General features: G+C 71.2%; 22 protein-coding genes and 1 pseudogene. 14 read left to right on the forward strand and 9 right to left on the reverse strand.

The annotated features are described in order from the left end of the window. Positions 1-2 precede the first annotated feature (2 nt). Complete coding sequence (locus ABT122_RS26905) at positions 3-983, reverse strand: GlxA family transcriptional regulator (RefSeq protein ID WP_351557450.1); 981 nt, start codon at positions 981-983, stop codon at positions 3-5. 59 nt (positions 984-1,042) lie between these two features. On the opposite strand from ABT122_RS26905, the pseudogene ABT122_RS26910 reads away from it, so the two are divergent. The 5 genes and pseudogenes from ABT122_RS26910 to ABT122_RS26930 form a co-directional block, all read left to right on the forward strand. Next, positions 1,043-1,216, forward strand: a pseudogene (locus ABT122_RS26910) (MFS transporter); the annotation flags it as partial. Positions 1,217-1,612: 396 nt separating this feature from the next. Then, positions 1,613-2,137 (forward strand): DUF6879 family protein, encoded by a 525-nt coding sequence (locus ABT122_RS26915; protein WP_351557453.1) that lies wholly within the window; start codon positions 1,613-1,615, stop codon positions 2,135-2,137. 18 nt (positions 2,138-2,155) lie between these two features. Further along, positions 2,156-3,004: a helix-turn-helix domain-containing protein gene (locus ABT122_RS26920; RefSeq protein ID WP_351557456.1), complete on the forward strand. Its 849-nt coding sequence runs from the start codon at positions 2,156-2,158 to the stop codon at positions 3,002-3,004. Between the two features lie 595 nt (positions 3,005-3,599). After that, a complete protein-coding gene (locus ABT122_RS26925) occupies positions 3,600-3,824 on the forward strand; it encodes a DUF397 domain-containing protein (RefSeq protein ID WP_351557459.1) in 225 nt (74 codons plus the stop codon). Between the two features lie 80 nt (positions 3,825-3,904). Continuing rightward, a complete protein-coding gene (locus ABT122_RS26930) occupies positions 3,905-4,369 on the forward strand; it encodes a hypothetical protein (RefSeq protein ID WP_351557462.1) in 465 nt (154 codons plus the stop codon). A 63-nt stretch (positions 4,370-4,432) separates the two neighbouring features. Here ABT122_RS26930 and ABT122_RS26935 read toward each other — a convergent pair whose 3' ends face one another. After that, positions 4,433-4,942, reverse strand: a complete 510-nt coding sequence (locus tag ABT122_RS26935) for a recombinase family protein (protein ID WP_351557465.1) — start codon at positions 4,940-4,942, stop codon at positions 4,433-4,435. Here ABT122_RS26935 and ABT122_RS26940 point away from each other — a divergent pair. Further along, positions 4,941-5,558: a helix-turn-helix domain-containing protein gene (locus ABT122_RS26940; RefSeq protein ID WP_351557467.1), complete on the forward strand. Its 618-nt coding sequence runs from the start codon at positions 4,941-4,943 to the stop codon at positions 5,556-5,558. The genes ABT122_RS26935 and ABT122_RS26940 overlap by 2 nt on opposite strands. A 57-nt stretch (positions 5,559-5,615) precedes the next feature. Here the strand turns inward: ABT122_RS26940 and ABT122_RS26945 are convergent, their stop codons facing one another. Continuing rightward, the gene (locus tag ABT122_RS26945; protein WP_351557470.1) at positions 5,616-7,022 is read right to left on the reverse strand and encodes a recombinase family protein; all 1,407 of its coding nucleotides are present in this window, start codon (positions 7,020-7,022) and stop codon (positions 5,616-5,618) included. Between the two features lie 25 nt (positions 7,023-7,047). Here ABT122_RS26945 and ABT122_RS26950 point away from each other — a divergent pair, with 25 nt between their 5' ends. Further along, a complete protein-coding gene (locus ABT122_RS26950; protein WP_351557472.1) occupies positions 7,048-8,256 on the forward strand; it encodes an MFS transporter in 1,209 nt (402 codons plus the stop codon). 10 nt (positions 8,257-8,266) lie between these two features. Further along, positions 8,267-8,806 (forward strand): AAA family ATPase, encoded by a 540-nt coding sequence (locus tag ABT122_RS26955; protein ID WP_351557475.1) that lies wholly within the window; start codon positions 8,267-8,269, stop codon positions 8,804-8,806. On the opposite strand, the gene ABT122_RS26960 is transcribed toward ABT122_RS26955, so the two are convergent. The 4 genes from ABT122_RS26960 to ABT122_RS26975 form a co-directional block, all read right to left on the reverse strand. After that, on the reverse strand, positions 8,807-9,415 hold the full coding sequence (locus ABT122_RS26960; RefSeq protein ID WP_351557478.1) for a flavin reductase family protein: 609 nt from the start codon (positions 9,413-9,415) through the stop codon (positions 8,807-8,809). A 377-nt stretch (positions 9,416-9,792) separates the two neighbouring features. Beyond that, the gene (locus tag ABT122_RS26965; protein ID WP_451068487.1) at positions 9,793-10,608 is read right to left on the reverse strand and encodes an enoyl-CoA hydratase/isomerase family protein; all 816 of its coding nucleotides are present in this window, start codon (positions 10,606-10,608) and stop codon (positions 9,793-9,795) included. Continuing rightward, on the reverse strand, positions 10,599-12,830 hold the full coding sequence (locus ABT122_RS26970; RefSeq protein WP_351557484.1) for an acetate--CoA ligase family protein: 2,232 nt from the start codon (positions 12,828-12,830) through the stop codon (positions 10,599-10,601). Before ABT122_RS26970 ends, ABT122_RS26965 begins: the two co-directional genes overlap by 10 nt. Positions 12,831-13,239: 409 nt before the next feature. Next, a complete protein-coding gene (locus ABT122_RS26975) occupies positions 13,240-14,397 on the reverse strand; it encodes a flavin-containing monooxygenase (protein ID WP_351557486.1) in 1,158 nt (385 codons plus the stop codon). 192 nt (positions 14,398-14,589) lie between these two features. Here ABT122_RS26975 and ABT122_RS26980 point away from each other — a divergent pair, with 192 nt between their 5' ends. Further along, positions 14,590-15,039 carry a DoxX family protein gene (locus ABT122_RS26980; RefSeq protein ID WP_351557488.1) on the forward strand — a complete coding sequence of 150 codons (450 nt, stop codon included), beginning with the start codon at positions 14,590-14,592 and terminating at the stop codon, positions 15,037-15,039. Next, on the forward strand, positions 15,039-15,557 hold the full coding sequence (locus ABT122_RS26985; protein ID WP_351557490.1) for a Zn-ribbon domain-containing OB-fold protein: 519 nt from the start codon (positions 15,039-15,041) through the stop codon (positions 15,555-15,557). The genes ABT122_RS26980 and ABT122_RS26985 overlap by 1 nt, the downstream gene beginning before the upstream one ends. On the opposite strand, the gene ABT122_RS26990 is transcribed toward ABT122_RS26985, so the two are convergent. Continuing rightward, complete coding sequence (locus tag ABT122_RS26990; RefSeq protein WP_351557493.1) at positions 15,491-16,195, reverse strand: pyridoxine/pyridoxamine 5'-phosphate oxidase; 705 nt, start codon at positions 16,193-16,195, stop codon at positions 15,491-15,493. The genes ABT122_RS26985 and ABT122_RS26990 overlap by 67 nt on opposite strands. Before the next feature lie 98 nt (positions 16,196-16,293). Here ABT122_RS26990 and ABT122_RS26995 point away from each other — a divergent pair, with 98 nt between their 5' ends. Then, positions 16,294-16,875, forward strand: coding sequence for a TetR/AcrR family transcriptional regulator (locus ABT122_RS26995; protein WP_351557496.1), 582 nt, complete (start codon positions 16,294-16,296; stop codon positions 16,873-16,875). Positions 16,876-17,072: 197 nt separating this feature from the next. Here ABT122_RS26995 and ABT122_RS27000 read toward each other — a convergent pair whose 3' ends face one another. Then, positions 17,073-17,237: a DUF397 domain-containing protein gene (locus ABT122_RS27000; RefSeq protein ID WP_451068482.1), complete on the reverse strand. Its 165-nt coding sequence runs from the start codon at positions 17,235-17,237 to the stop codon at positions 17,073-17,075. A gap of 71 nt (positions 17,238-17,308) precedes the next feature. Between ABT122_RS27000 and ABT122_RS33675 the strand changes: the two genes are divergently transcribed. The 3 genes from ABT122_RS33675 (at position 17,309) to ABT122_RS27015 (ending at position 19,456) form a co-directional block, all read left to right on the forward strand. Then, on the forward strand, positions 17,309-17,671 hold the full coding sequence (locus ABT122_RS33675) for a hypothetical protein (protein WP_502976209.1): 363 nt from the start codon (positions 17,309-17,311) through the stop codon (positions 17,669-17,671). A gap of 75 nt (positions 17,672-17,746) precedes the next feature. Further along, on the forward strand, positions 17,747-18,922 hold the full coding sequence (locus ABT122_RS27010) for a helix-turn-helix domain-containing protein (protein ID WP_351557498.1): 1,176 nt from the start codon (positions 17,747-17,749) through the stop codon (positions 18,920-18,922). A gap of 267 nt (positions 18,923-19,189) precedes the next feature. Then, positions 19,190-19,456, forward strand: a complete 267-nt coding sequence (locus ABT122_RS27015; protein WP_351557500.1) for a hypothetical protein — start codon at positions 19,190-19,192, stop codon at positions 19,454-19,456. Positions 19,457-19,530: the final 74 nt, after the last annotated feature.

Genomic DNA, 19,530 nt, shown 5'->3' on the forward strand with positions numbered 1-19,530 from the left:
CCTCAGGGGGAGGCGGCCCGGAAGGTGCGCCGGTAGACCGTCGGCGGGACCCCCAGCGCCGACTGGAGGTGGAGCCGCATCGACTGCGCCGTACCGAACCCGGCGTCCCGCGCCACCTGGTCCACCGACAGCTCCGTCGACTCCAGGAGCTGCCGGGCCCGCTCCACCCGCTGCTGGGTGAGCCACTGCCCCGGGCTCACCCCCACCTCCTCCCGGAAACGGCGGGTGAAGGTCCGTACGCTCATCGACTCCCGCTCCGCCAGATCCCGCAGCCGCAGCGGCTCGTGCAGCCGCCCCAGCGCCCAGCCCCGGGCGGCGGAGGTGGTGTGGTACTGCTCCTCGGGCACGGGCCGGCGGATGAACTGCGCCTGACCGCCCTCCCGGTGCGGTGGTACGAGACAGCGCCGGGCCACGTCGTTGGCGACGGCCGAGCCGTGGTCCCGGCGGATCAGATGGAGGCAGAGGTCGATCCCGGCCGCGACCCCCGCCGAGGTCAGCACCGCGCCGTCGTCGACGTACAGCACATCGGGATCGACCCGCACGGCCGGGAAGAGCCGCTGGAAGCGCTCGGCCCAGCCCCAGTGGGTGGTGGCGCGGCGGCCGTCCAGATACCCGGCCGCCGCGAGGAAGAAACCGCCGGTGCAGATGGACGCCAGCCGCGCGCCGGGCCGCACCCGCCCGAACACCTCGGCGAGCCCGTCGGGGAGCCGGCCCTCGTCGAAGAGGACCGAGGGCCGGTACGAGGCCGGGACGATCACCGTGTCCGCGTCGGCCAGCGCCTCGGGCCCCCGCTCCACACACAGTGCGAAGTCCTCCTCCGTGGGGACCCGTCCGGGGGTGGGTGTGCAGGTGGTGACCGTGTAGAGGGGATCGCCCGCCGGGGAGCGCGCCCGGCCGAAGAGCCGGTGGGGCATCGACAGCTCAAAGGTGATCACCCCGGGGAGCGCCAGCACGACGACCCGGTGGAGGGGAGGGACGGCCATGGCCCGATCCTATCGAAAGGTGTCCACCGGGCCAGTCGTTGGACGGGCCGGCCCGGCGGATGCTGAATCCCGTGACCGAGACACGCCCCGCACCCCGCCCGCGTACCCCCCGATCGCGGATGCACCGGGCCTGGTCCGTCGCCGCCGTCACCTTTGTGACGATCATCGGCGCCGCCGGCTTCGCCTCCCTCCCCGGGCTGCTGATCGACCCGCTGCACGATGAGTTCGCGTGGTGACGCTTGGGGGAACGATCATCGAGAGCCGCTGATCAGATCTCGGCGACTCCCGCACCGCCGTTTGGACGGTACCGCTCCGCCCCTGCCGAACACTCCAGTTCCGGCCCCCTTGACCAGCGCGGTCCGGCAGAGTGGAGGACGTGCAACCCGGCGCAACGCGCTCGACAGGGAGGGACACCATGGCCTTACGGTTCGTCGGTAAAGATCCCGAGTCCGGAGATCACGGATCACCCGCTGTGTGGGTGGACCAGGATTCGAAGGATCTTGTGATTCAGGGGTGGACGGCAGACGAGCGGACCACGGGCGAGAGCTCGCGGGATGTGCCGATCCCCGGGCACGAGTCGGTGATCAGGGTTCCGAAGCGGATGATCCCGCTTCTCAGGGAGGCGCTCCGTGTCGCAGAGTCTGACTGACTTCTCTGACCTCATCAGGTCAGTGCAGGAGTCAGCCGTGCACCTTGAGATGCGTGACACGTACGGCGTCGAGAACGAGATCGAAGGCTTCGCCGCATGGAAGCAAGGGCGCCGGCTCGACCCGGAGGACCGGGCTTCGTGGTGGCGCCCCTGGCTCGACCTCGTTCAAGAGGTCACCGCCAAGGGCGTTGTCATCCGCCGTGCCCGTATCGTCTCGGAGCCCATCAGCGAGTACATCGCCTTCGAGCACTCGGGCACCTTCACGAACGTGGCGGCCGGAGAGCAGATCCGTTGGCTTCCCCGTCGCAGCGCCTCGGACCTCACCCTGCCTGGCAACGACTTCTGGTTGTTCGACGGCCGCCTTGTCCAGTTCAATGTCTTCGATGGGGTCGGCCGATGGGTCCACACCGACCAGACGGAAGAGCCCGCCACAGTTGAGCTGTGCGCGTCGGCGTTCGAAGCGGTGTGGGAGCGAGCCATCCCGCACGAGAAGTACGCCGTCTGATTCCTGACCGGTCAGCTCATGCCTTCCTCTCCGCTCTCCAGCGCCCAAGCGGCGCGAGCCGCTGTGGCTGCCCGCTTGCAGGGGCTCATGCAAGACGCTGGCCTGACAGGGCATGAGCTGGCCGCTCGGTGCGGCTGGCACAAGTCGAAGTCGTCCCGGATCGCGCGGGGCAAAACACCACCCTCGGACGCTGACATCCGCGCCTGGTGCGCTGCCTGCGGGGCCGACGATCACGCGGCCGATCTGATCGCTGCGTCCCGCAACGCGGAGTCGATGTACGTCGAGTGGCGACAGATCCACCGTGACGGGATGCGGCGCGTCCATGAGCAGACCGTCCCGCTGTACCAGCGCACCCGCTCGTTTCGTGTGTACGCGTCGAACGTCATGCCGGGGATGCTCCAGACTCCCGGCTACGCGACAGGACTTCTACGGTCCATCACGGCCTTCCAGGGAACCCTCAACGACGTGGCCGACGCCGTGCGGGCTCGGACCCAGCGGTCCCGCGTGATCCGGGAAGGGGACCATCGGTTCGCCCTGGTGCTCGAAGAGACGGTTCTCTACTACCGGGTGAGCGACGACGCCGCGATGGCGGCCCAGCTTGAGCACGTGCTCTCGGTGATGGGACAGCAGAACGTATCCCTCGGCATCATCCCGGCAAGGGCCCGCCGTACCGTCTGGCCGCTCGAAGCCTTCTACGCCTTCGACGATCAGCAGGTGGCAGTGGAGACCCTCACCGCAGAAATCAACCTGACCACGCCCGGCGAGATCCGTACGTACCTTCGCGCCTTCTCCGAGCTGTCCCGATCCGCCGTGCGCGGAGCCGAAGCCCGCGCCCTGATCACGAAGGCTCTCGCCGCCCTCGGGTGAATCCGTGCAACCGCGTGCAACAGCGTGGACCCCTCACAACCCCGCTCCCTACGGTCTGTTCATCGACCTCGGAAGCGACAGGGAGGGCGCGACGGTGACGAGGACAGAACCCACGCGATGGCAGGAAGTACCGGTTGAGCTGCCGCTCCGGGAGGAGCGCCCTGCGCCCCGTCCGGTACCCGGATGCCCCGAGTGCGCGCGGCTCGGCCAGCTCCGGAAGGCAGCCGGGATGCAGCACGACAGCACCACGGTCGCCGACTGCAACATCCTGCTCCGGATGCACGGGACCGGCCACTGATGGACATGCAGACGTGGAGGGACGCCAGGGCTCAGGCGACGGACGCGACGGAGTCCATACGTGCGGCACTGGCTGCACTCGGAGTTCCTGAGTCCGCGTGGAGCAGCGTCCGACCCGTGGTGACGCACAGCGGGCAGGCCTAAGTCCACCTCGGGATGATCCGGGCTGATGCGGTCGAGCAGATCTCAGAGGCGCTGCGGGCGCCCTCCGCTCCCTGAGCCCCATTCAGGACTTCCGTCCACTACCGGCGGAGGACGGCTCTCTCTGGGCCGTCGGCAGATCAGGAAGGGCACGACGATGACCGACCTGTACGGGCTCCCCATCGAGGGAGCCGAGTTCTCGAAGGCGTGCGGCGGCAATACCCACCCGGACGGCGAGGCGTGCGTGACCCTCGCGAAGATCGGGCCGGACGCGTGGGCCATGGGCGACAGCAAGCGCCCAGACGCCGAGCCGCTGCGCTTCACCACGGCCGAGCTGGACGCGGCGGGCATCAACCCCGCCCGCTTCGACCTCTCCGCCTGATCCACAGCACCACCTGAACTGACGGCCCCGCCCTCACGCCGACGGGCGGGGCCGTCGTCATCTCTCGGAACGGAGCAGCGGTGCACCACCACGGTTACGCATGGGTGGGGGAGAAGAAGACGTTCGACAAGGAGAGCATCCGCAGACCGGCCGGACAGGCCCCGACCGCGAGCAGCGAGATGGAGGTACATGACCGGTACCGAGAAGCCGTGGCCGTGTTCCCGACCACCGACGTGCCCCCGATCCAGACGGCGCACTGGCTCATGAAACCGCCCTCGATGATCCGAGGGACATGGGAGGAACCCAAGGAAGCCGGCGAATGGCTGGGCCTTCAGCTCGCAGAGTTCGCTCCCCGGTTCTCCTCCGAGCAGGATCGGGAGGTGACCAGACTGGCCCTCCTGGTGAAGGGTGCAGTCGAGCGGCTGGCGTGGGGAGGGGACGTGGCCCTCGGCCACTACCTCAAGGGCACTGTCTTCCACTCTGTCGCCCTTGTGACGTGCACGCCGAACCGCGCTGCTCCCGACCTGCCCTGTCCCGCCAGGTAGGTCCGCACACGACAGCGGCCCCCGGCGAATGCCGAGGGCCAGTCGCGTCCGTGTGCGCCTGTCTCAGGCGCTCTCTCCAAGGTGGCGGTACAACGTGGCGCGGCCGATTCCCATGGCCTTGGCGATGGCTGTGACGCTGTCTCCCTTGGCGTGCCGGGCACGGGCTACGGCGAGCTTGTCGTCATCCACTACCGACGGCCGCCCACCCATGTTGCCCTTGCGGGCCGCAGCCTCCAGCCCTTCCAACGTCTTCTCCCGTATGCCTTCCCGCTCCACCTCTGCACTGACGGCGAGCACGGCGAACACGATGGCACCCGCCCCGTTCGGGTCGTACACGCCCTGAAGGGGACCGGACAGGAGTTCCAGTTGGATGCCGTCCGCCTGAAGGGTGGAGGACAACGTCATCAGCTCTGCCGCGCTGCGGGCAAGACGCTTGAGAGGCGCCTCACAGGTAATGACCAGGCATTTTGTCCTTGTAGGGCTGTAGGTTTTGGAGTCCTTTTGAGGCTTCGGAGAAGGGGCGACCGAGATCCAGGAACACGTATGGCGGCGTGCGCTGGTGCGCTCCGACATGAAGCACGCAGAGAAGTTGGTCGGCGTCGCCATGGCGTTGTACGCGGATTACGAGACGGGCGAGAACGTCTGCCCCTCGAACGGGACGATCGCCAGGGAACTCGGCTACGGAGGGAAGGCCCCGGAGCAGACGGTCAACAAGATCGTTGGCAAGCTGCGCAGGGCTGGCTGGCTCACGAAGACGGGCAAGGTTCCGGATGGTCCGGTGATCTACCGGCTCACCTTGCCGACGCAGGGGGGTATGGCTGAGGAGCCATACAACCTACATACCTCCAAGAGCGACGGCGGTAAGAGCAAGGAGCCAGCGGCGAAGAGCAAGCCGGTAGGCGATGTGCGGCCCCCCGGAGGGGGCCGACAGGTCGAAGACGAAGAACACAAGCAGCCGGCGCAGGTGAGCCGCGTAAGCGGCTCCCAGAAGCAAGACGAAGGGACAGGCTCCCTTGGTGGGCCTTCGGCCCCTTCTCTGTCCTTGGTAGACCTCGGCAAGGTCAGGCAAGAGGAACGGCGCCGACGCTGGTTCGGAGATGCGTATGCAGCTCCCGTGCCGGTTGGCTTCGACTACGACGGCTCGGCCGACAAGCGCGATCCGGGATGGCAGGAGCCACCGCCCTTCTGATGGGGCATGACGAAGCCCCGCCCTCATGTGAGAGCGGGGCTGGTCGAACGAGGCAGGCTACTCGTCGGGCTCGTCGGCGGTGTGGTTCCACTCCACGGTCATGTAGTCGTCCGCGGTCATCTTCGCCGCCTTCCTGAAGCCGTTGGGGTGCATCGTGATCGTGGTGACGAACTTGACCCACGCTCGACGGACGGGGAGCGGAGTGTCCGGCCAGTCCTGAATCAGACCGGCGATGCCCGACACAGGGTCGATCGGGGGCAGGCCAGTGACACCCGACAGCTTCTCGTCGATCTCGCTGAGCCTGGCCCGGATCGCCTCGGTACCGGCCGTCATCTGCGACAGGGAGATGGACCCCGAGGCGTAGGCCACGGCCAACCCGTCGAGCCGTTCACGCAGGGCCTGCGCCTCCTGGTGAAGGTGGACCGAGTCGTCTCCCTCCTCCTGTCGAGCGGCGAGAACCCAGGGCAGGAAGTCGGGGAAGACGATCCGCGCCAGGACGGCACTACCGGCTCGCTTGTCGGCCAACTCTCGCGGCACGCGTACGTGCTTCTGTCCACAGCGGTAGACCGGGGTGCCCCGGTACATGCCGCCTCGTACCGTCTCCCCGCATCGCCCACAGGTAGCCAGTCCGGCGAGCAGGGTCTGAGGGACCGAGCCGGTACGTGCACCGCCCGTGAACCGCTTGGGGTTCGTCAGTGCCGACACGAGGCCGTAGTGAGTCGCCTCGTCCAGGATCGTGGGCCACTGGCCCACGCCCACCACTTCGCCGTGGTAAGTGGCCTGAGCGATGTACCGAGGGGAGATGAGCACCTTCTTCACCCCGCCCACACCCCACCCCTTCGCCTCGCCCTTCGCCGTGCCGGACGACGAGCGGGGAGCGAGTAGACCGAGGTCGGTCCAGAAGCGAGCGACAGCCGACAGGGTCTCGCCCTGAAGAACCATCTCGGCACCCTTGCGGATCGCTTCCGCCTCGGCCTCGACCACGGTCACGTAGTCGTCGGCGTATCCGAACGGCCGCAAGCCTGTTTTGTGCGGAGTGCCGTTCTTGGCCGCCTGAAGGTTCGACGCCTTCTGCCGCAGCGCCTTCTGCTCGCCCTCGTACTCCGCCCACGCCGTGACCGTCTTGGCCGTGGCCCGACCGGCCGGAGTCGCGAGGTCCAGGTGTCCGGCGTGGATGGCGTGGACGTTCACGCCGAGCGCGATCACCCGCAACAGGTCTTCGGTCTTGCGTACGAGCCTGTCAGTGTGCCAGCAGAGGATCGCATCGGGCTTGGACACCAAGAGCCGCTCGAACCCCGGGCGTACCTTGCCCGAGGTGGCGCTGACGTCGTTGTCCGCGATCACTTCCCGTACGGTCCAGCCACGGGCGGCGGTGAACACCCGACACTCTTCCTCCTGCCGCTTCACGCCCAGCTCGTCGCCGTGCTGATCGAGGCTGAGTCGTACGTAGACGGTGACATCCATCTGTGGTGGCCCCCCTTGTTCCTGCGTGCGCGGTGCCCCAAACATCTACCACAAGTTCGACTGGTTGCGCGGCACGATCGGCTTCGCCGTCTCGGTCAATCTCGCGCTGTACGGGCTGACCGCGCCGTTCGCCGCCGCCCTGATGGACCGCTTCGGCATCCGCCGGGTCGTCGCCGCCGCCCTGCTGGTCATCGCGGCCGGCTCGGCGCTGACCACGGTCATGACCGCGCCCTGGCAGATGGTTCTGTACTGGGGGGTCCTCGTCGGGCTCGGCAGCGGCTCCATGGCGCTGGCCTTCGCCGCGACCGTCACCAACCGCTGGTTCGTGAAGCGGCGCGGCCTGGTCACCGGCATCCTCACCGCCGCCGGCGCCTCCGGCCAGCTCGTCTTCCTGCCCCTGCTCTCCTGGCTGGTGGAGCGGCACGGCTGGCGCCCCGCCGCGATCACGGTCGCGCTCGCCGCGCTGGCGGTGGTCCCCTTCGTCTGGCTGCTGCTGCGCGACCACCCCGCCGACACCGGTCTCGCGGCCTATGGCGCGAAGGAGTTCACTCCCAGGCCCCCGCCGGTCCCGGGCGCGGCCCGCCGCGCGGTGACGGTCCTCTTCCGGGCCGCGCGCACCGGTCCGTTCTGGCTGCTCGCGGGCACCTTCGCGATCTGCGGCGCCTCCACCAACGGCCTGGTGAAGACCCACTTCGTGCCCGCCGCCCACGACCACGGCATGCCGGTCACGGCGGCGGCCTCGCTGCTCGCGGTGATCGGTGTCTTCGACATCGTCGGCACCATCGCGTCGGGCTGGTTCACCGACCGGTTCGACGCCCGCAGACTCCTCGCCGTGTACTACGCCCTGCGCGGGGTGAGCCTGCTCTTCCTCCCGATGCTCCTCGCGCCCACTGTCCAGCTCCCGATGGTCTTCTTCATCGTCTTCTACGGACTGGACTGGGTCGCCACCGTCCCGCCGACGATCGCCCTCTGCCGTGAGCACTACGGCGACGACAGCGCCATCGTCTTCGGCTGGGTCCTCGCGTCGCACCAGGTCGGCGCGGCCGTGGTGGCCTTCGCGGGCGGGGTGGCGCGCGATGTGTTCGGCTCGTACGACGTGGTCTGGTACGCCTCCGGGGCGCTCTGCGCGATGGCGGCGCTGATGGCCCTGGTGATCACCCGCCCGGTGCCGGCCGCACCGGGCCGGGCCGGGGAGGCGCGCCCGCTGTGCGAGGGTGAAGTCACCCGAACATGAGGAGAGTTCCGTGATCGTCTGGCTGAACGGCGCCTTCGGGGGCGGCAAGACCACCCTGGCGGAGGAGCTCCACCGGCGCCGGCCCGAGTCCCTGTTCTTCGATCCCGAGCAGGTGGGCTATCTGCTGTCGGAGATCGTGAAGCCGCCCACCGGCGACTTCCAGGACCTGCCGCTCTGGCGCCGCCAGGTGGTCTCGCTGGCGCTCGGCCTCGTCCAGGACTTCCAGCGGCCCGTCATCGCGCCGATGACGCTGCTCGACCCCGGCTGTCTGGCGGAGATCCACGGCGGTCTGCGGGCCGAGGGGGTGGCGGTGCACCACTTCTTCCTCCGGGTCGAGCCCGACGAGCTGGTCCGCCGGCTCGACGCCCGTGTCCACCACCCCGGTGATCCGGAGCGCGAGGCCAGGGTGACGGAGTGGACCAAGGCGCAGATCCCGCGCAGTACGGCGGCGCTCGCGGTCCTCCCCCCGGAGACGGTCGTCCTCGACGGCGCCCGCCCCACGGCCGCGCTGGCCGACGAGGTGCTCGCCCGGGTGGACGGCCACCGCTGATCAGGGGCCGAGCCGCCGGAACCGGCCCCGGTGGAAGACCAGCGGGGGCCGGTCGTCGTCCGCGCCCAGCGCCTCGATCCGCCCGACGACGATCAGATGGTCGCCGCCGGTGTGCACGGCCTGGACCGTGCACTCCACCCACGCCGGTACGGAGCCGAGCCGGGGCGCGCCCGTGACCGGGCCCGGGGTGTGCGCGACACCGGCGAACTTGTCGCCGCCGCTCACCGCGAAGGCCCGGCACAGCGCGCCCTGCTCCTCGCCGAGCACATGGGCGCAGAAGCTCCCGGCACGGGCGATGCGCGGCCAGGTGGTCGAGGTGCGGGCGACCATGAAGACCACCAGGGGCGGGTCGAGCGAGAGCGACGAGAAGGACTGGCAGGCGAAGCCGGCCGGGCCCGCGCCGTCGTGCGCGGTGATGACGGTGACCCCGGTGGGGAACGACCCGAGGACCCGGCGGAACTCCGCCGGGTCGACCGGTGGCCGCTCGCTCTCCCCGACGGCGCGCAGGGCGGGCCGGGGCGGCGCCTCGTGGGGCGCGGCGGCGGTGGTGGCGGCTCCGGCGGACCGGAGATGGCGGACGGCGGTGGCGGCCATGGCCGCGTGTCCCATCACCCCTCCATTGGAACTGACGGTTCGTCAGATGGGAACCCCTCCGCCCGTCCGGAAACCGTCCGGGGCGCACTCTCGGCCCCAGGGGCCGCGGGAGTCCCGCCGCGACGGTCGCGGACCCGGCCGGGCGGCGCGGCGCGGTGCCTCGGGGTGCGGCGCGGTGCCTCGGGGTGGCTCGGGGTGCGGTGCGGAGCCTCGGGGTGGCTCGGGGTGCGGTGTCTGTGGTGTCTTGTGGTGTCTTGTGGTGCCTTGCGGCGCCGGGACGACCCCCGCCGGGGCCCGGGGCCCGCTGGGTCGTCTCTTTCGGATCGTGCCGGGCTCGCGATCCACGGCACCGGACCCCGCTCACCGATCCGGCCTGATCCGAAAGAAACTCCCTAGCGGCCCCGGTAGACCGGGGGGCGGCGCTCCAGGAAGCTCGTCACGCCCTCCGCCGCGTCCGCCGTCGTCATCGTGATCTCCTGCGCCGCCGCCTCCGCGGCGAACGCCCCCGCCCGGTCCGTCTCCAGCGACGCGTTGACCAACTGCTTGGTCAGCGCCAGCGTCCGCGTCGGCCCCCGGGCGAGCCGCTCCGCCCACTCCCGGGCCGTCCGCTCCAGCGCGTCCCCGGGCACCACCCGGTTCACCAGACCCAGCCGCTCGGCGTCGGCGGCCGGGAGGGAGTCGCCGAAGAACATCAGCTCCTTGGCCCGCTGCGGCCCGATCAGCCGGGGCAGCAGATACGCCCCGCCGCCGTCCGGCACCAGCCCCCGCCGCACGAACACCTCGATGAACCGGGCCTCCTCCGCCGCGATCACCAGATCGCAGGCCAGGGCGAGATGCGCCCCGATCCCCGCCGCCGTCCCGTTGACCGCCGCGATCACCGGCTTCTCACAGTCCAGTACGGCCGCGATCAGCCGCTGCGCCCCGCGCCGGATCACCCGTGCCACCCCGCCCGCGATCCGCTCCCCGGGCGGCGCGGCGGAGGCCCCGCGCAGATCGGCGCCCGCGCAGAAGCCCCGGCCGGTGGCGGTGAGCACCACCGCCCGGACATCCGGGTCGCCCGACGCGCCGTCGAGCAGCGAGATGATCCGCTCCCGCTGCTCACCGGTGACGGCGTTCATCACCTCCGGCCGGTCGAGGGTGATCCAGAGAACGGCGTTCTCGGTACGCTCCACCACCCCGCAGCCGGAGCCGTCCGCGCTCACCGGCACACCGCCAGCGCGTCCAGCGCCACCGCGCCCTGTCCGCGCTCCAGCACCACCAGCGGGTTGATGTCCAGCTCGCTGAGGCTGCCGCCCAGTTCCAGCGCCATCCGCTGGACCCGCAGCACCACCTCCACCAGGGCGTCCACATCCATCGGCGGGCCGCCCCGCACCCCGTCCAGCAGGGCCCGGCCGCGCAGCTCGTCCAGCATCGCCCGCGCCTGCCCCTCGCCGAACGGGGGAACGCGTACCGCCGAGTCCCGGAGCACCTCCACGAGCACCCCGCCGAACCCGGCCGTCACCGTCGGACCGAACAGCGGGTCCTGGGTGACGCCCACCACCATCTCCACCCCGCGCCCCACGAGCTGGCAGACCAGGATGCCGTCCAGCTCGATGCCCTCGTGGCGGGCGGTCGCGGTCAGCTCGCGGTAGGCGTCCCGGACCTGGCTGGCGGAGGTGAGACCGATCCGCACCAGGCCGAGTTCGGACTTGTGGGCGAGTTGGGCCCCGGACGCCTTCATCACCACGGGGTAGCCGATCAGCGCGGCGGCGCGCACCGCCGCCGCCGCGCTGGTCACCAACTGCTCGCGCGGCACCCGGATGCCGTACGCGCGCAGCAGCTGCTTGGCGGCGTGCTCGCTGAGCCGCACCCCGGGCTGGAGCAGGGCCTCCGCCTTGCGGAAGGAGGGCGAGAGGGTGCGCGGCGCCTCGTCGAAGGGCGACCGGTACGCCCGGGTGAAGCGGTGGTGTCCGAGGAAGGAGCGCACGGCGGTGACGCAGTTGGCGAAGGTGCGGAAGGTGGCGACCCGGGAGGAGCCGAGCAGCGTCTCGCGGTACGCCGCCTCGGTGCCGACGGGCGACCCCCACACCACGCACACCAGCTTGTCGGTGGCCTCGGCCGCGTCGACGAGGTCCTGGGCGAGCCGGTCGCTCATCGGCGGGAAGGGGCCGGTGATGGGGCAGATCAGCACGCCCACGCCGGGGTCCGCCAGGATCGCGTCGATGATCTTCCGGCCGCGCCAGTCGCCCACCGGGTGGCCGCCGTTGTCGACGGGGTTGGCGACGCTCAGATACTCCGGTATCCACTGGTGCAGCTCGTCCTGCCGGGCCTGCGAGAGCGGTGGCAGCGTCAGCCCGGCGGCGCTGGCGAGATCGGCGAAGTGGGCGCCGGTGCCGCCGGAGATGGAGTAGACGACGACGCCGTCCGCCCGCGGCCTGCGGGCGCGGGCCAGTAGGGCGGAGGTGTCCTGGAGTTCGTCGAGGCCGTCCACGCGGATCACCCCGTACTGCCGCATCGCCGCGTCCACGACCTGATCGGCGCCGGTGAGCTTCCCGGTGTGGGAGGCGGCGGTCCGCGCGCCGGTCTCGGTGCGGCCGACCTTGACCGCGACCACCGGCACGCCGCGCCGGGCCGCGCGGTCGGCGGCGAGCAGAAAGGCGCGTCCGTCCTTGAGCCCCTCGACGTAGCAGGCGATGGCCCCGACCTCGGGCCGTTCGGAGAAGTACGCGATGAAGTCGGCGGTCTCCAGATCCGCCTCGTTGCCGGTGGGCGCCCAGTGGGAGAGGCGGATGCCCAGCTCCTGGAGGGCGAGGACCGGGCGGCCCTGGTGCCCGGACTGGGTGATCAGCGCGATGGCGGGTCCTTCGAGGTCCTCGCGGAACCGCTCGAAGGCGTTGAGGTTGGTGTTGGGGCCCAGCAGCCGCACCCCGGACTCCGCGACGGCGGCGGCCAGCCGGGCCTGCGCCTCGGCGCCGGCCGGGCCGGTCTCGGCGTACCCGGAGGCGAAGGCGACCGCGAAGGCGATCTTCGCCTCGGCGAGTTCGCCGATCAGCGGGAGCGGGTCGCCGACCAGCAGCACCGCGAGATCCACCCGCTCGGGAAGCTCGGCCAGGGAGCGCGCGCACGGGCGCCCGAAGACCTCGCCCCGGGTGGGGTGCACGGGGTGCAGCCGCGCGCCGACGCGCTCGGCCCAGTCGACGAGCTGCCGGGTGATGCCGGTGCCGGGCCGCCCGGCGGTGTCGGAAGCCCCGACGACGGCGACGGACCGGGGCCGGAAGAACCGGTCGAGATCGGGGACGGGGGCGTACAGGGGCCGTCCGCTGACGTCCAGGTCGCCGTCGGTCGCGGTGACCGATGCGGTGTCGTGGATGGCGTCACGGGGGTGTTCTCCGCAGGCGACGATGCGTGCGCGGAGGTCGGAGGTGAGGGTGCCGTGGGTCGATCCAAGCATTGCTGAGCCCCGCTCCTGCTCGCTGCGACGTAGCTGACGCATAGTCAGATTAGCGAGCTGACTCCCAGTCAGGAAGATGCCCCACGCCTCCCGCCCGATTTCCCCGCGGAGCCCCCGCACCCCCCGCCCCCCGACGGGGACGCGGACCGCCCGTGCCCCGGGGCCGCGCCTCAATCTCCCCCAGAGCTGCCTCTGGGAGGTGCCCCCAGCGGGGCTGAGGGTGGTGCGGCCCGGCCGGAGGGGCGCGGCTCAAACCCCGGCGGGGCCGGGTGGTTCAGCCGGTCCGGCGTTTGAGGATGGACCCTGTGCCAGGGGTGCCCGAGCCGGTGCGTGTCAGCCCGTCCGGCGATTGAGGACGGACCCGCGCCCCGGGGCGGCCGAGCCACGCATCGCGCAGGGAGCGGCGGAGTCAGGGGGAGGGGCTGCGGGTGGTGCGGGCGATCGCGCGGGCGATCCGGGGGGCGTCCAGGGCCAGCTCCCTCAGCATCCCGCTGATCGGATTGGTGAACCCGGTGAAGTACAGCCCGGGCGCCCCCGCCACAGCCCTCCCACCCCGCACCACCGGCCTCCCCCTCCCATCCAGCACCCCCAGCTCCCCCACCAGCCCCTCCAACCCCTGCCGGTACCCCGTCGCCGCGATCACCGCGTCCGGAGCGATCCGGCTCCCGTCCGCCAGCACCGCCTCCCCCGCCTCGAACGCCTCCAGTGCCGCCACCGGCTCCACCTTCCCCGCCCGCACGGCGGCGATCAGACCCACGTCCTGCACCGGCGTGGCTCCGGCCTTGTGGCCCGTGTAGAGACCCCGCTCGGGGCGCGGCAGCCCGTACTCCGTCAGATCCGGCATCACCATCCTGGTGAGCAGCCCGCTCGCCCGGTCCACCAGGGGCACGGGCAGCCGGCGGACCAGGATGCCGGTGCGCTGGGAGGGCCAGCCGGCCGTGGACGGTCGGAGGATGTGCGGCGGTGTGCGCACCGCCAGCCGCACCCGGGCCGCCCCGCCCTCCGTCAGGTCGACCGCGATCTCCGCCCCCGTGTTCCCGGCGCCCACCACCAGGACGTCCCGGTCCCGGTACGGCGCGGGGGCGCGGTAGTCGCGCGCGTGCAGCAGCTCCCCCGGGTACGTGTCGCGCCCCGGCCACTCCGGTACGCGCGGGGTGTGGTTGTACCCGGTCGCCACCACCACCGCCCGCGCGGTCAGCCGGCGCCCGCCCGTGGCGTGCAGCAGCCAGTCGTCCCCCGAGCCCGCCGGTTCGATCCGTGTGACCTCGACGCCGGTGACGATCTCCAGCTCGTGGTACTCGGCGTACTTCTCCAGATAGCGGACCACGTCGTCCCGCGCGACCCACCGCCCGAAGGATCGCGGCATCGCGAGACCGGGCAGCCCCGACAGTCCCCGGGGGGTGTGCAGCCGGAGCCGGTCGTAGTGGCCGCGCCAGGAGGCGCCCACGGCGTCGGACTTCTCCAGCACCACGGCCCGTACCCCGAGCTTGCCGAGCGCGGCGGCCACGGCCAGGCCGCCAGGTCCGCCGCCGATGACATGGACGGGCCTGTCGTCTGTTGTGTCCATGGGCCGTGAGCGTACTGGCCCCAACTCTTGATGAGGCTCGGTCAAGGCGGAAACCGGTACCGAATTGATCACACCTGACCGCTTGCCGATAGTTCCCGACCGGAACTCCCCACCTCTTGCGCGGTGGTGGCGCATCCGCTGAACTGACGTACCGTCAGAAAGATAGCCCCAGCGTGAACATGGGAGGTCAGGATGGCCAGTGTCTGGCTCACCGGCGCCGAGTGGCTCGCCGTTCTCCGTATCGGGCTCGGGCTGTGGTGGCTGGAGAGCTGGCGGCACAAGGACAGGAAGGGCTGGTTCGAGCGCGGTACCGGCATCGCCTGGGCGGCGGATGTGGCCGGCAAGCACCGTTGGGCAGCGGTCCGCGGCGGCTTCCGGAAGGTGGTGGAGCCCCGCCCGAGGGCGATGGCGTACCTCGTCGTCCACGCCGAACTCGCCCTGGGCCTCGGTCTGGTCCTGGGCGTTCTCACCCCCGTGGCCCTCGTCTGCGGACTGGTCCTCAACCTCCTCTACTTCATCCTCATGATCCACGACTGGGCCGAGCAGGGGCAGAACGCGATGATGGCGCTGATCTCCCTGGTCGCGCTCTTCGCCCTGTCCTGGCAGACCTGGTCGCTCGACAGCGCGCTCGGGCTCTTCTGATGGCCCCGGACCCCGCCCGCCCGGACCCCGCCCGCCCCGACCCCTCCCGCCCCGAGATCGACGACTTCACCCGCCCGTTCTGGGACGCGGCCGGGGAGGGGCGGCTGCTGCTGCGCCGCTGCCGGGGGTGCGGGCGGGCCCACCACCACCCGCGCGAGTTCTGCCCGTACTGCTGGAGCGAGGACGTGGGCTGGGAGACGGCGAGCGGCCGGGCCACGCTCTACACCTGGTCCGTGGTGCACCGCAACGACGTGCCCCCGTTCGGGGATCGGGTGCCGTATGTCGCGGCGGTCGTCGATCTCGCGGAGGGGCCGCGGATGACGACCGGGATCACGGAGTGCGGGGCCGGGACCACGGGCCGCGGGGCCGGGCTCGCGATCGGGATGGCCCTGGAGGTGACCTTCCGGCGGGAGGACCCGGCCGGCCCCGCGATCCCGTACTTCCGCCCGGCTCAGGGCCAGAGCAGCTCCCGCGCCCAGCCCCCGTCGGGCCCCTCGGCCGGCCCCTCGCGCCGGTAGCGCAGCCGGATGTGCCGGCGCCAGGCGTCGCCCTGGAAGAACTCGACCTCCCGGGGCACCACCACGTACCGCGTCCAGGACGGCACGGGCGCCTCCGGGTCCCGTCCGGCCCGCTCCCAGGCGGCGGCCGAGGCGTGCGCCAGCTCCTCCCGCGAGGCCAGGACCTCGCTCTGCCGCCCGGTGAGCGCCGCTGCCAGCGCCCCCGTGGAGCGGGCGTGCAGATCCGCGCTGCTCTCCGCCGGCCCCGGCAGGACGACCCCGCCCCGCACCCGCACCTGCCGGCCCTGCGCCGCCCAGTAGAAGCCGAGGGCCGCCTCGGGGCGGGCCCGGAGCTGGCGTCCCTTGGCGCTGGTGGAGTGGGAGGCGAAGTGCCAGCCCCAGGGGTCGGCGTCGTGCAGCATCAGGGTGCGTACATCCGGGTGGCCGGTGTCGTCCGCGGTGGCCAGCGTCATCGTGTGCGGCTCGGGCTGCCCCGCGGCGACGGCCTCCGCGAACCACTGGTGGAAGAGGGGCAGCGGGGTGGCCGGCGCGGTGTCCGGGTCGAAGGAGGGGAGGTCGATGTCCCAGACGCGCTGGGCGTGCAGCAGCACGCGGAAGGCGTCCTGGGCGTGGAAGGGGTCCCGGCCGTCGTTGTCCATGCCCCCAGTCAACACCACTCACCCTGTAGTGCTCCGCCTATAGTGGTTTCCGGGCCGCCCGAACGGGTGGCCGCCCCCGGAGAGATGGTGACCGTCCGATGCGGCAGAACCTCGCCCGCCGCGCCGCGCTCGTCGACGCGGCCATCGAAGTACTCGCCCGCGACGGCGCGCGAGGGCTGACCTTCCGGGCCGTGGACACGGAGGCCGCCGTACCGAACGGCACCGCGTCCAACTACTTCGCCAACCGCGACGACCTCCTCAACCAGGCAGGCGCCCGCATCTACGCACGGCTGCGCCCGGACGACGCCACCATCGCCGCGATGTCGCGCGGCCCGGCCGGCCGGGAGCGGACCGCGCGGATGGTACGGGAGGTGCTGGAGCGGGTGACCACCTTCCGCACCGGCTATCTGGCCCTCCTGGAACTCCGCCTGGAGGCCACGCGCCGCCCGGCGCTGCGGGCACTGCTGACCGACCGGGTCCGGGCGGACCTCGACGCGAACGCCGAGGGCCACCTCGCCGCCGGCCTCCCCGGGGACGCGGACACGGTCCGTCTGATCCATCTGGCCGTGAACTGGCTGGTGGTGGAGCGGCTGACGCTGCCCGACGTGTTCCCGCAGGAGACCGCGGCCGAGCTGATCACCACCCTGGTGGAACGCCTGCTCCCGCCGGGCCCCGCCTGAGGCCCGCCCCGTGCGGCCCACCGGCGGCCCGGGGTTCACCGGGAGAGGACGGCGTCCGCCGGGGAGAAGTGCCAGGCGGCTGCGGCCGAGGGGCTCCCGGAGTCTCCGCTCCAGGACGGCGCTGTGGCGGCCCGGTGACACGGCCACAGAGCCCCGCCCAGGCTCTGCCGGGCGGGGCTTCGGAGTGCTGAGCGGTTCTACAGCGCGGCGGACCGGGCGAGCATCGGGCTGTTCGCCCGCTTGCTGTCCCGGACGGGGACGGTTCCGGACGGTCCGGCGAGGTTGAGGGCGACTTCGACGCGGGCGCCGCCGTTGTCGCTGTACGAGGAGGTGTACCGGTCGGGGGCTTCGGCAATCGTCACGGGGTGCCCTCTCGTGCCTGAGTGATCATCGCTACGGAAGCGGCTCGGGAGAGAGCTTCAGCCTGTGGCAGATGGCAGGTGCTGAGCAGGGGGAGGACCGTGGCGCCGCCGCGGTCCTCCTGTCCCCGCTGGGCGGATTCGGTGTACGCCACGAGCGACCGGTCCGGCGCCCCGAGGGCAGCCGCATGAGCGGGCGAGCCGACGTCCAGCACACCATCCTCGCTGCCCACCGGACCGAGCGGGACGCGACCGCGACCTGCACCAGCCCGCCCGGGTCCTGGTCCGCCGCGGAGCCGTGCGCCGGTTACGGGCCCGCCGTGGAACGGCCCCGAGCATCGCGGAGTTGGGCCGTGGTCCTGGTCGACCGCACACCCGCCGAGGGGGCCCCGGACGCATGGGCCCGCGCCGTGCTGTCCCTCAACCCCGCTGCCTGAAGCAGTGAGCCCCGTCCGTCTCACCCACGGGGATGGAGGCGGACGGGACGCCAACTCCGGGCGTACTCTCGTGATATGAGCGACTCAGGCAAGCACATTAAGGAAGTTCGGAAGCGTCGGGGTCTCACACAGCGGGGTCTTTCTGCCGCATCAGGGGTGTCACTGTCGATCATTCGGAAGCTCGAACAGGGCGAGCGCGAGACCGCCAGAATGGAGACACTGCGCAAGCTCGCAACGGCGCTGCGGGTGCCCACCATGCGCTTGGCGGGTGATGCGGCCGAAGAGGGCCCCGGGGAAGGCACCGAGCAGCGCTGGGAGGCTGTACGCGCCGCACTCGAACAGCCCCCCGCCACTCCAGGTTCAGACGATGAACGGCCGACCGTTGAAGGCGTGCGCACGAGCCTGGCGGTAGAGGCGCTTCCCCTCTATGCCGCTCACGAATTCAGCGCGCTCTCAAAGGTGTTGGGCCCCATGCTTCGGGATGCCGAGGCATTGGGGGATGACGGGCGCACAACCCGTGTGCGCCTGTTGCAGCTTGCGGGCGGTGCCATGGTCCACACGCGGCAGTTCGATGCGGCAGAGACAGCACTTCTCCGCGCTCTGAACGATGCGGGGGACCGCTTGGAAGGCGCAGCCACGGTCAATACGCTGTGCTGGCTTCGGCTTCGGCAGGGGCGGCTTGATACGGCGTACGACCTGGCCGTGAAGTGGGCGGACGAGGTCGAGCCCCGCGTGTCCCGTGCGACGCCCACGGAACTGAGCACCTGGGGTTTGCTGCTGCTCCGGGTATCTGCGGCAGCCGTACGGAACGGCCAAACCGGGCAGGCCGCCGATGCGCTCAGGCTCGCCCGTGCAGCAGCCGTGGCGCTGGGCCGCGAGCACACCCCGGAGAACGAGAATTTGCGGTCCTTCGGCCCGCTCACGGTCAAACTGAAGGCTGCCGAGAACGCGAGCGTGGCCGGCCGGCCGGATACAGTTCTGCGCCTCGCGGAGGGCGTTCCTCCCCTCTTGCTCAGATCTGTCACGACTAGCAACCGCAATCGCCACATGCTCGATGTGGCAAACGCCTACGCGGGAACTCGGCGCTTCCCCGAGGCGTTCGAGAAACTCGAAGAGATCAGGGGCGGCAGCCCGGAATGGCTGCCCAACCAGCGGTACGCACGCGACATTCTCGGAAAGATCATCAAGGGTCGCCGAACCCTGACTGACGAGATGCGAACGATGGCGGACGTGGTCCGGCTACCTCTGTAGTTGACGCTGTGGGGCACTTCGTCGTACACGATGACAGGAGTGCCACAGACGGGCAGAGTTCCTCTGCGTAGGCTCTTCGTCACTTAGCCAAACAATGGGCAAGTGAGGCGACGTGCCAAAAGATCGCGACCCGTCCGATACTCCAGCCTTGCGAAAGCCGAATGAAGAGCCGCCGCAGTGTGCGAAGGAGGGGGACTCTTCCGTACTCCGAGCCCTGCGAGAACGGGTGCGTGAGGTCAACGAGAAACACTCGCACCGGCGGTTGCCGTGAACTATGTGTGTGAGCGGCTCGCCCTGGCGGTCGGGGCCGTAGAAGTCTGGTTACGGGTCTGCTTCCCCCGGCTGGTGTGGGCACTGACTCCGCGGGGTCGTGAGCACCGCCGGCTCGTTGCCGAGCTGCGCCGGCTGGAGAGCGATCCCGACTATGCCGACCGGTGGCGCGCTGAACTCGCGGAGGGTCTGCGGCAGCTCCGGTTCGAACGGGCGCTGGAGACTCTGCTCCGCGACTTGGCGGACGGCGGTGACCGGCCGTGAACCGCATCCCGGAGCGGGAGTTCCACTACTTCGCCGCGGTGTCCGCGGAAGGGCCCGTGGTCGGCACCGGTGAG

The organism is Streptomyces sp. NPDC001985, from assembly GCF_040296845.1.
Classification (GTDB): domain Bacteria; phylum Actinomycetota; class Actinomycetes; order Streptomycetales; family Streptomycetaceae; genus Streptomyces.

What these genes read in the sequence shown, in the direction of transcription:
- ABT122_RS26940 (WP_351557467.1), top strand. Translation starts at nt 4,941, where the DNA reads ATGAAGCACGCAGAGAAGTTGGTCGGCGTCGCCATGGCGTTGTACGCG.
- ABT122_RS26920 (WP_351557456.1), top strand. Translation starts at nt 2,156, where the DNA reads ATGCCTTCCTCTCCGCTCTCCAGCGCCCAAGCGGCGCGAGCCGCTGTG.
- ABT122_RS26905 (WP_351557450.1), bottom strand. Translation starts at nt 983, where the DNA reads ATGGCCGTCCCTCCCCTCCACCGGGTCGTCGTGCTGGCGCTCCCCGGG.
- ABT122_RS33675 (WP_502976209.1), top strand. Translation starts at nt 17,309, where the DNA reads ATGGCAGGTGCTGAGCAGGGGGAGGACCGTGGCGCCGCCGCGGTCCTC.
- ABT122_RS26945 (WP_351557470.1), bottom strand. Translation starts at nt 7,022, where the DNA reads ATGGATGTCACCGTCTACGTACGACTCAGCCTCGATCAGCACGGCGAC.
- ABT122_RS26975 (WP_351557486.1), bottom strand. Translation starts at nt 14,397, where the DNA reads ATGGACACAACAGACGACAGGCCCGTCCATGTCATCGGCGGCGGACCT.
- ABT122_RS26960 (WP_351557478.1), bottom strand. Translation starts at nt 9,415, where the DNA reads ATGGGACACGCGGCCATGGCCGCCACCGCCGTCCGCCATCTCCGGTCC.
- ABT122_RS27010 (WP_351557498.1), top strand. Translation starts at nt 17,747, where the DNA reads ATGAGCGACTCAGGCAAGCACATTAAGGAAGTTCGGAAGCGTCGGGGT.
- ABT122_RS26925 (WP_351557459.1), top strand. Translation starts at nt 3,600, where the DNA reads ATGACCGACCTGTACGGGCTCCCCATCGAGGGAGCCGAGTTCTCGAAG.
- ABT122_RS26935 (WP_351557465.1), bottom strand. Translation starts at nt 4,942, where the DNA reads ATGTCGGAGCGCACCAGCGCACGCCGCCATACGTGTTCCTGGATCTCG.
- ABT122_RS26995 (WP_351557496.1), top strand. Translation starts at nt 16,294, where the DNA reads ATGCGGCAGAACCTCGCCCGCCGCGCCGCGCTCGTCGACGCGGCCATC.
- ABT122_RS26985 (WP_351557490.1), top strand. Translation starts at nt 15,039, where the DNA reads ATGGCCCCGGACCCCGCCCGCCCGGACCCCGCCCGCCCCGACCCCTCC.
- ABT122_RS26980 (WP_351557488.1), top strand. Translation starts at nt 14,590, where the DNA reads ATGGCCAGTGTCTGGCTCACCGGCGCCGAGTGGCTCGCCGTTCTCCGT.
- ABT122_RS26970 (WP_351557484.1), bottom strand. Translation starts at nt 12,830, where the DNA reads ATGCTTGGATCGACCCACGGCACCCTCACCTCCGACCTCCGCGCACGC.
- ABT122_RS26990 (WP_351557493.1), bottom strand. Translation starts at nt 16,195, where the DNA reads ATGGACAACGACGGCCGGGACCCCTTCCACGCCCAGGACGCCTTCCGC.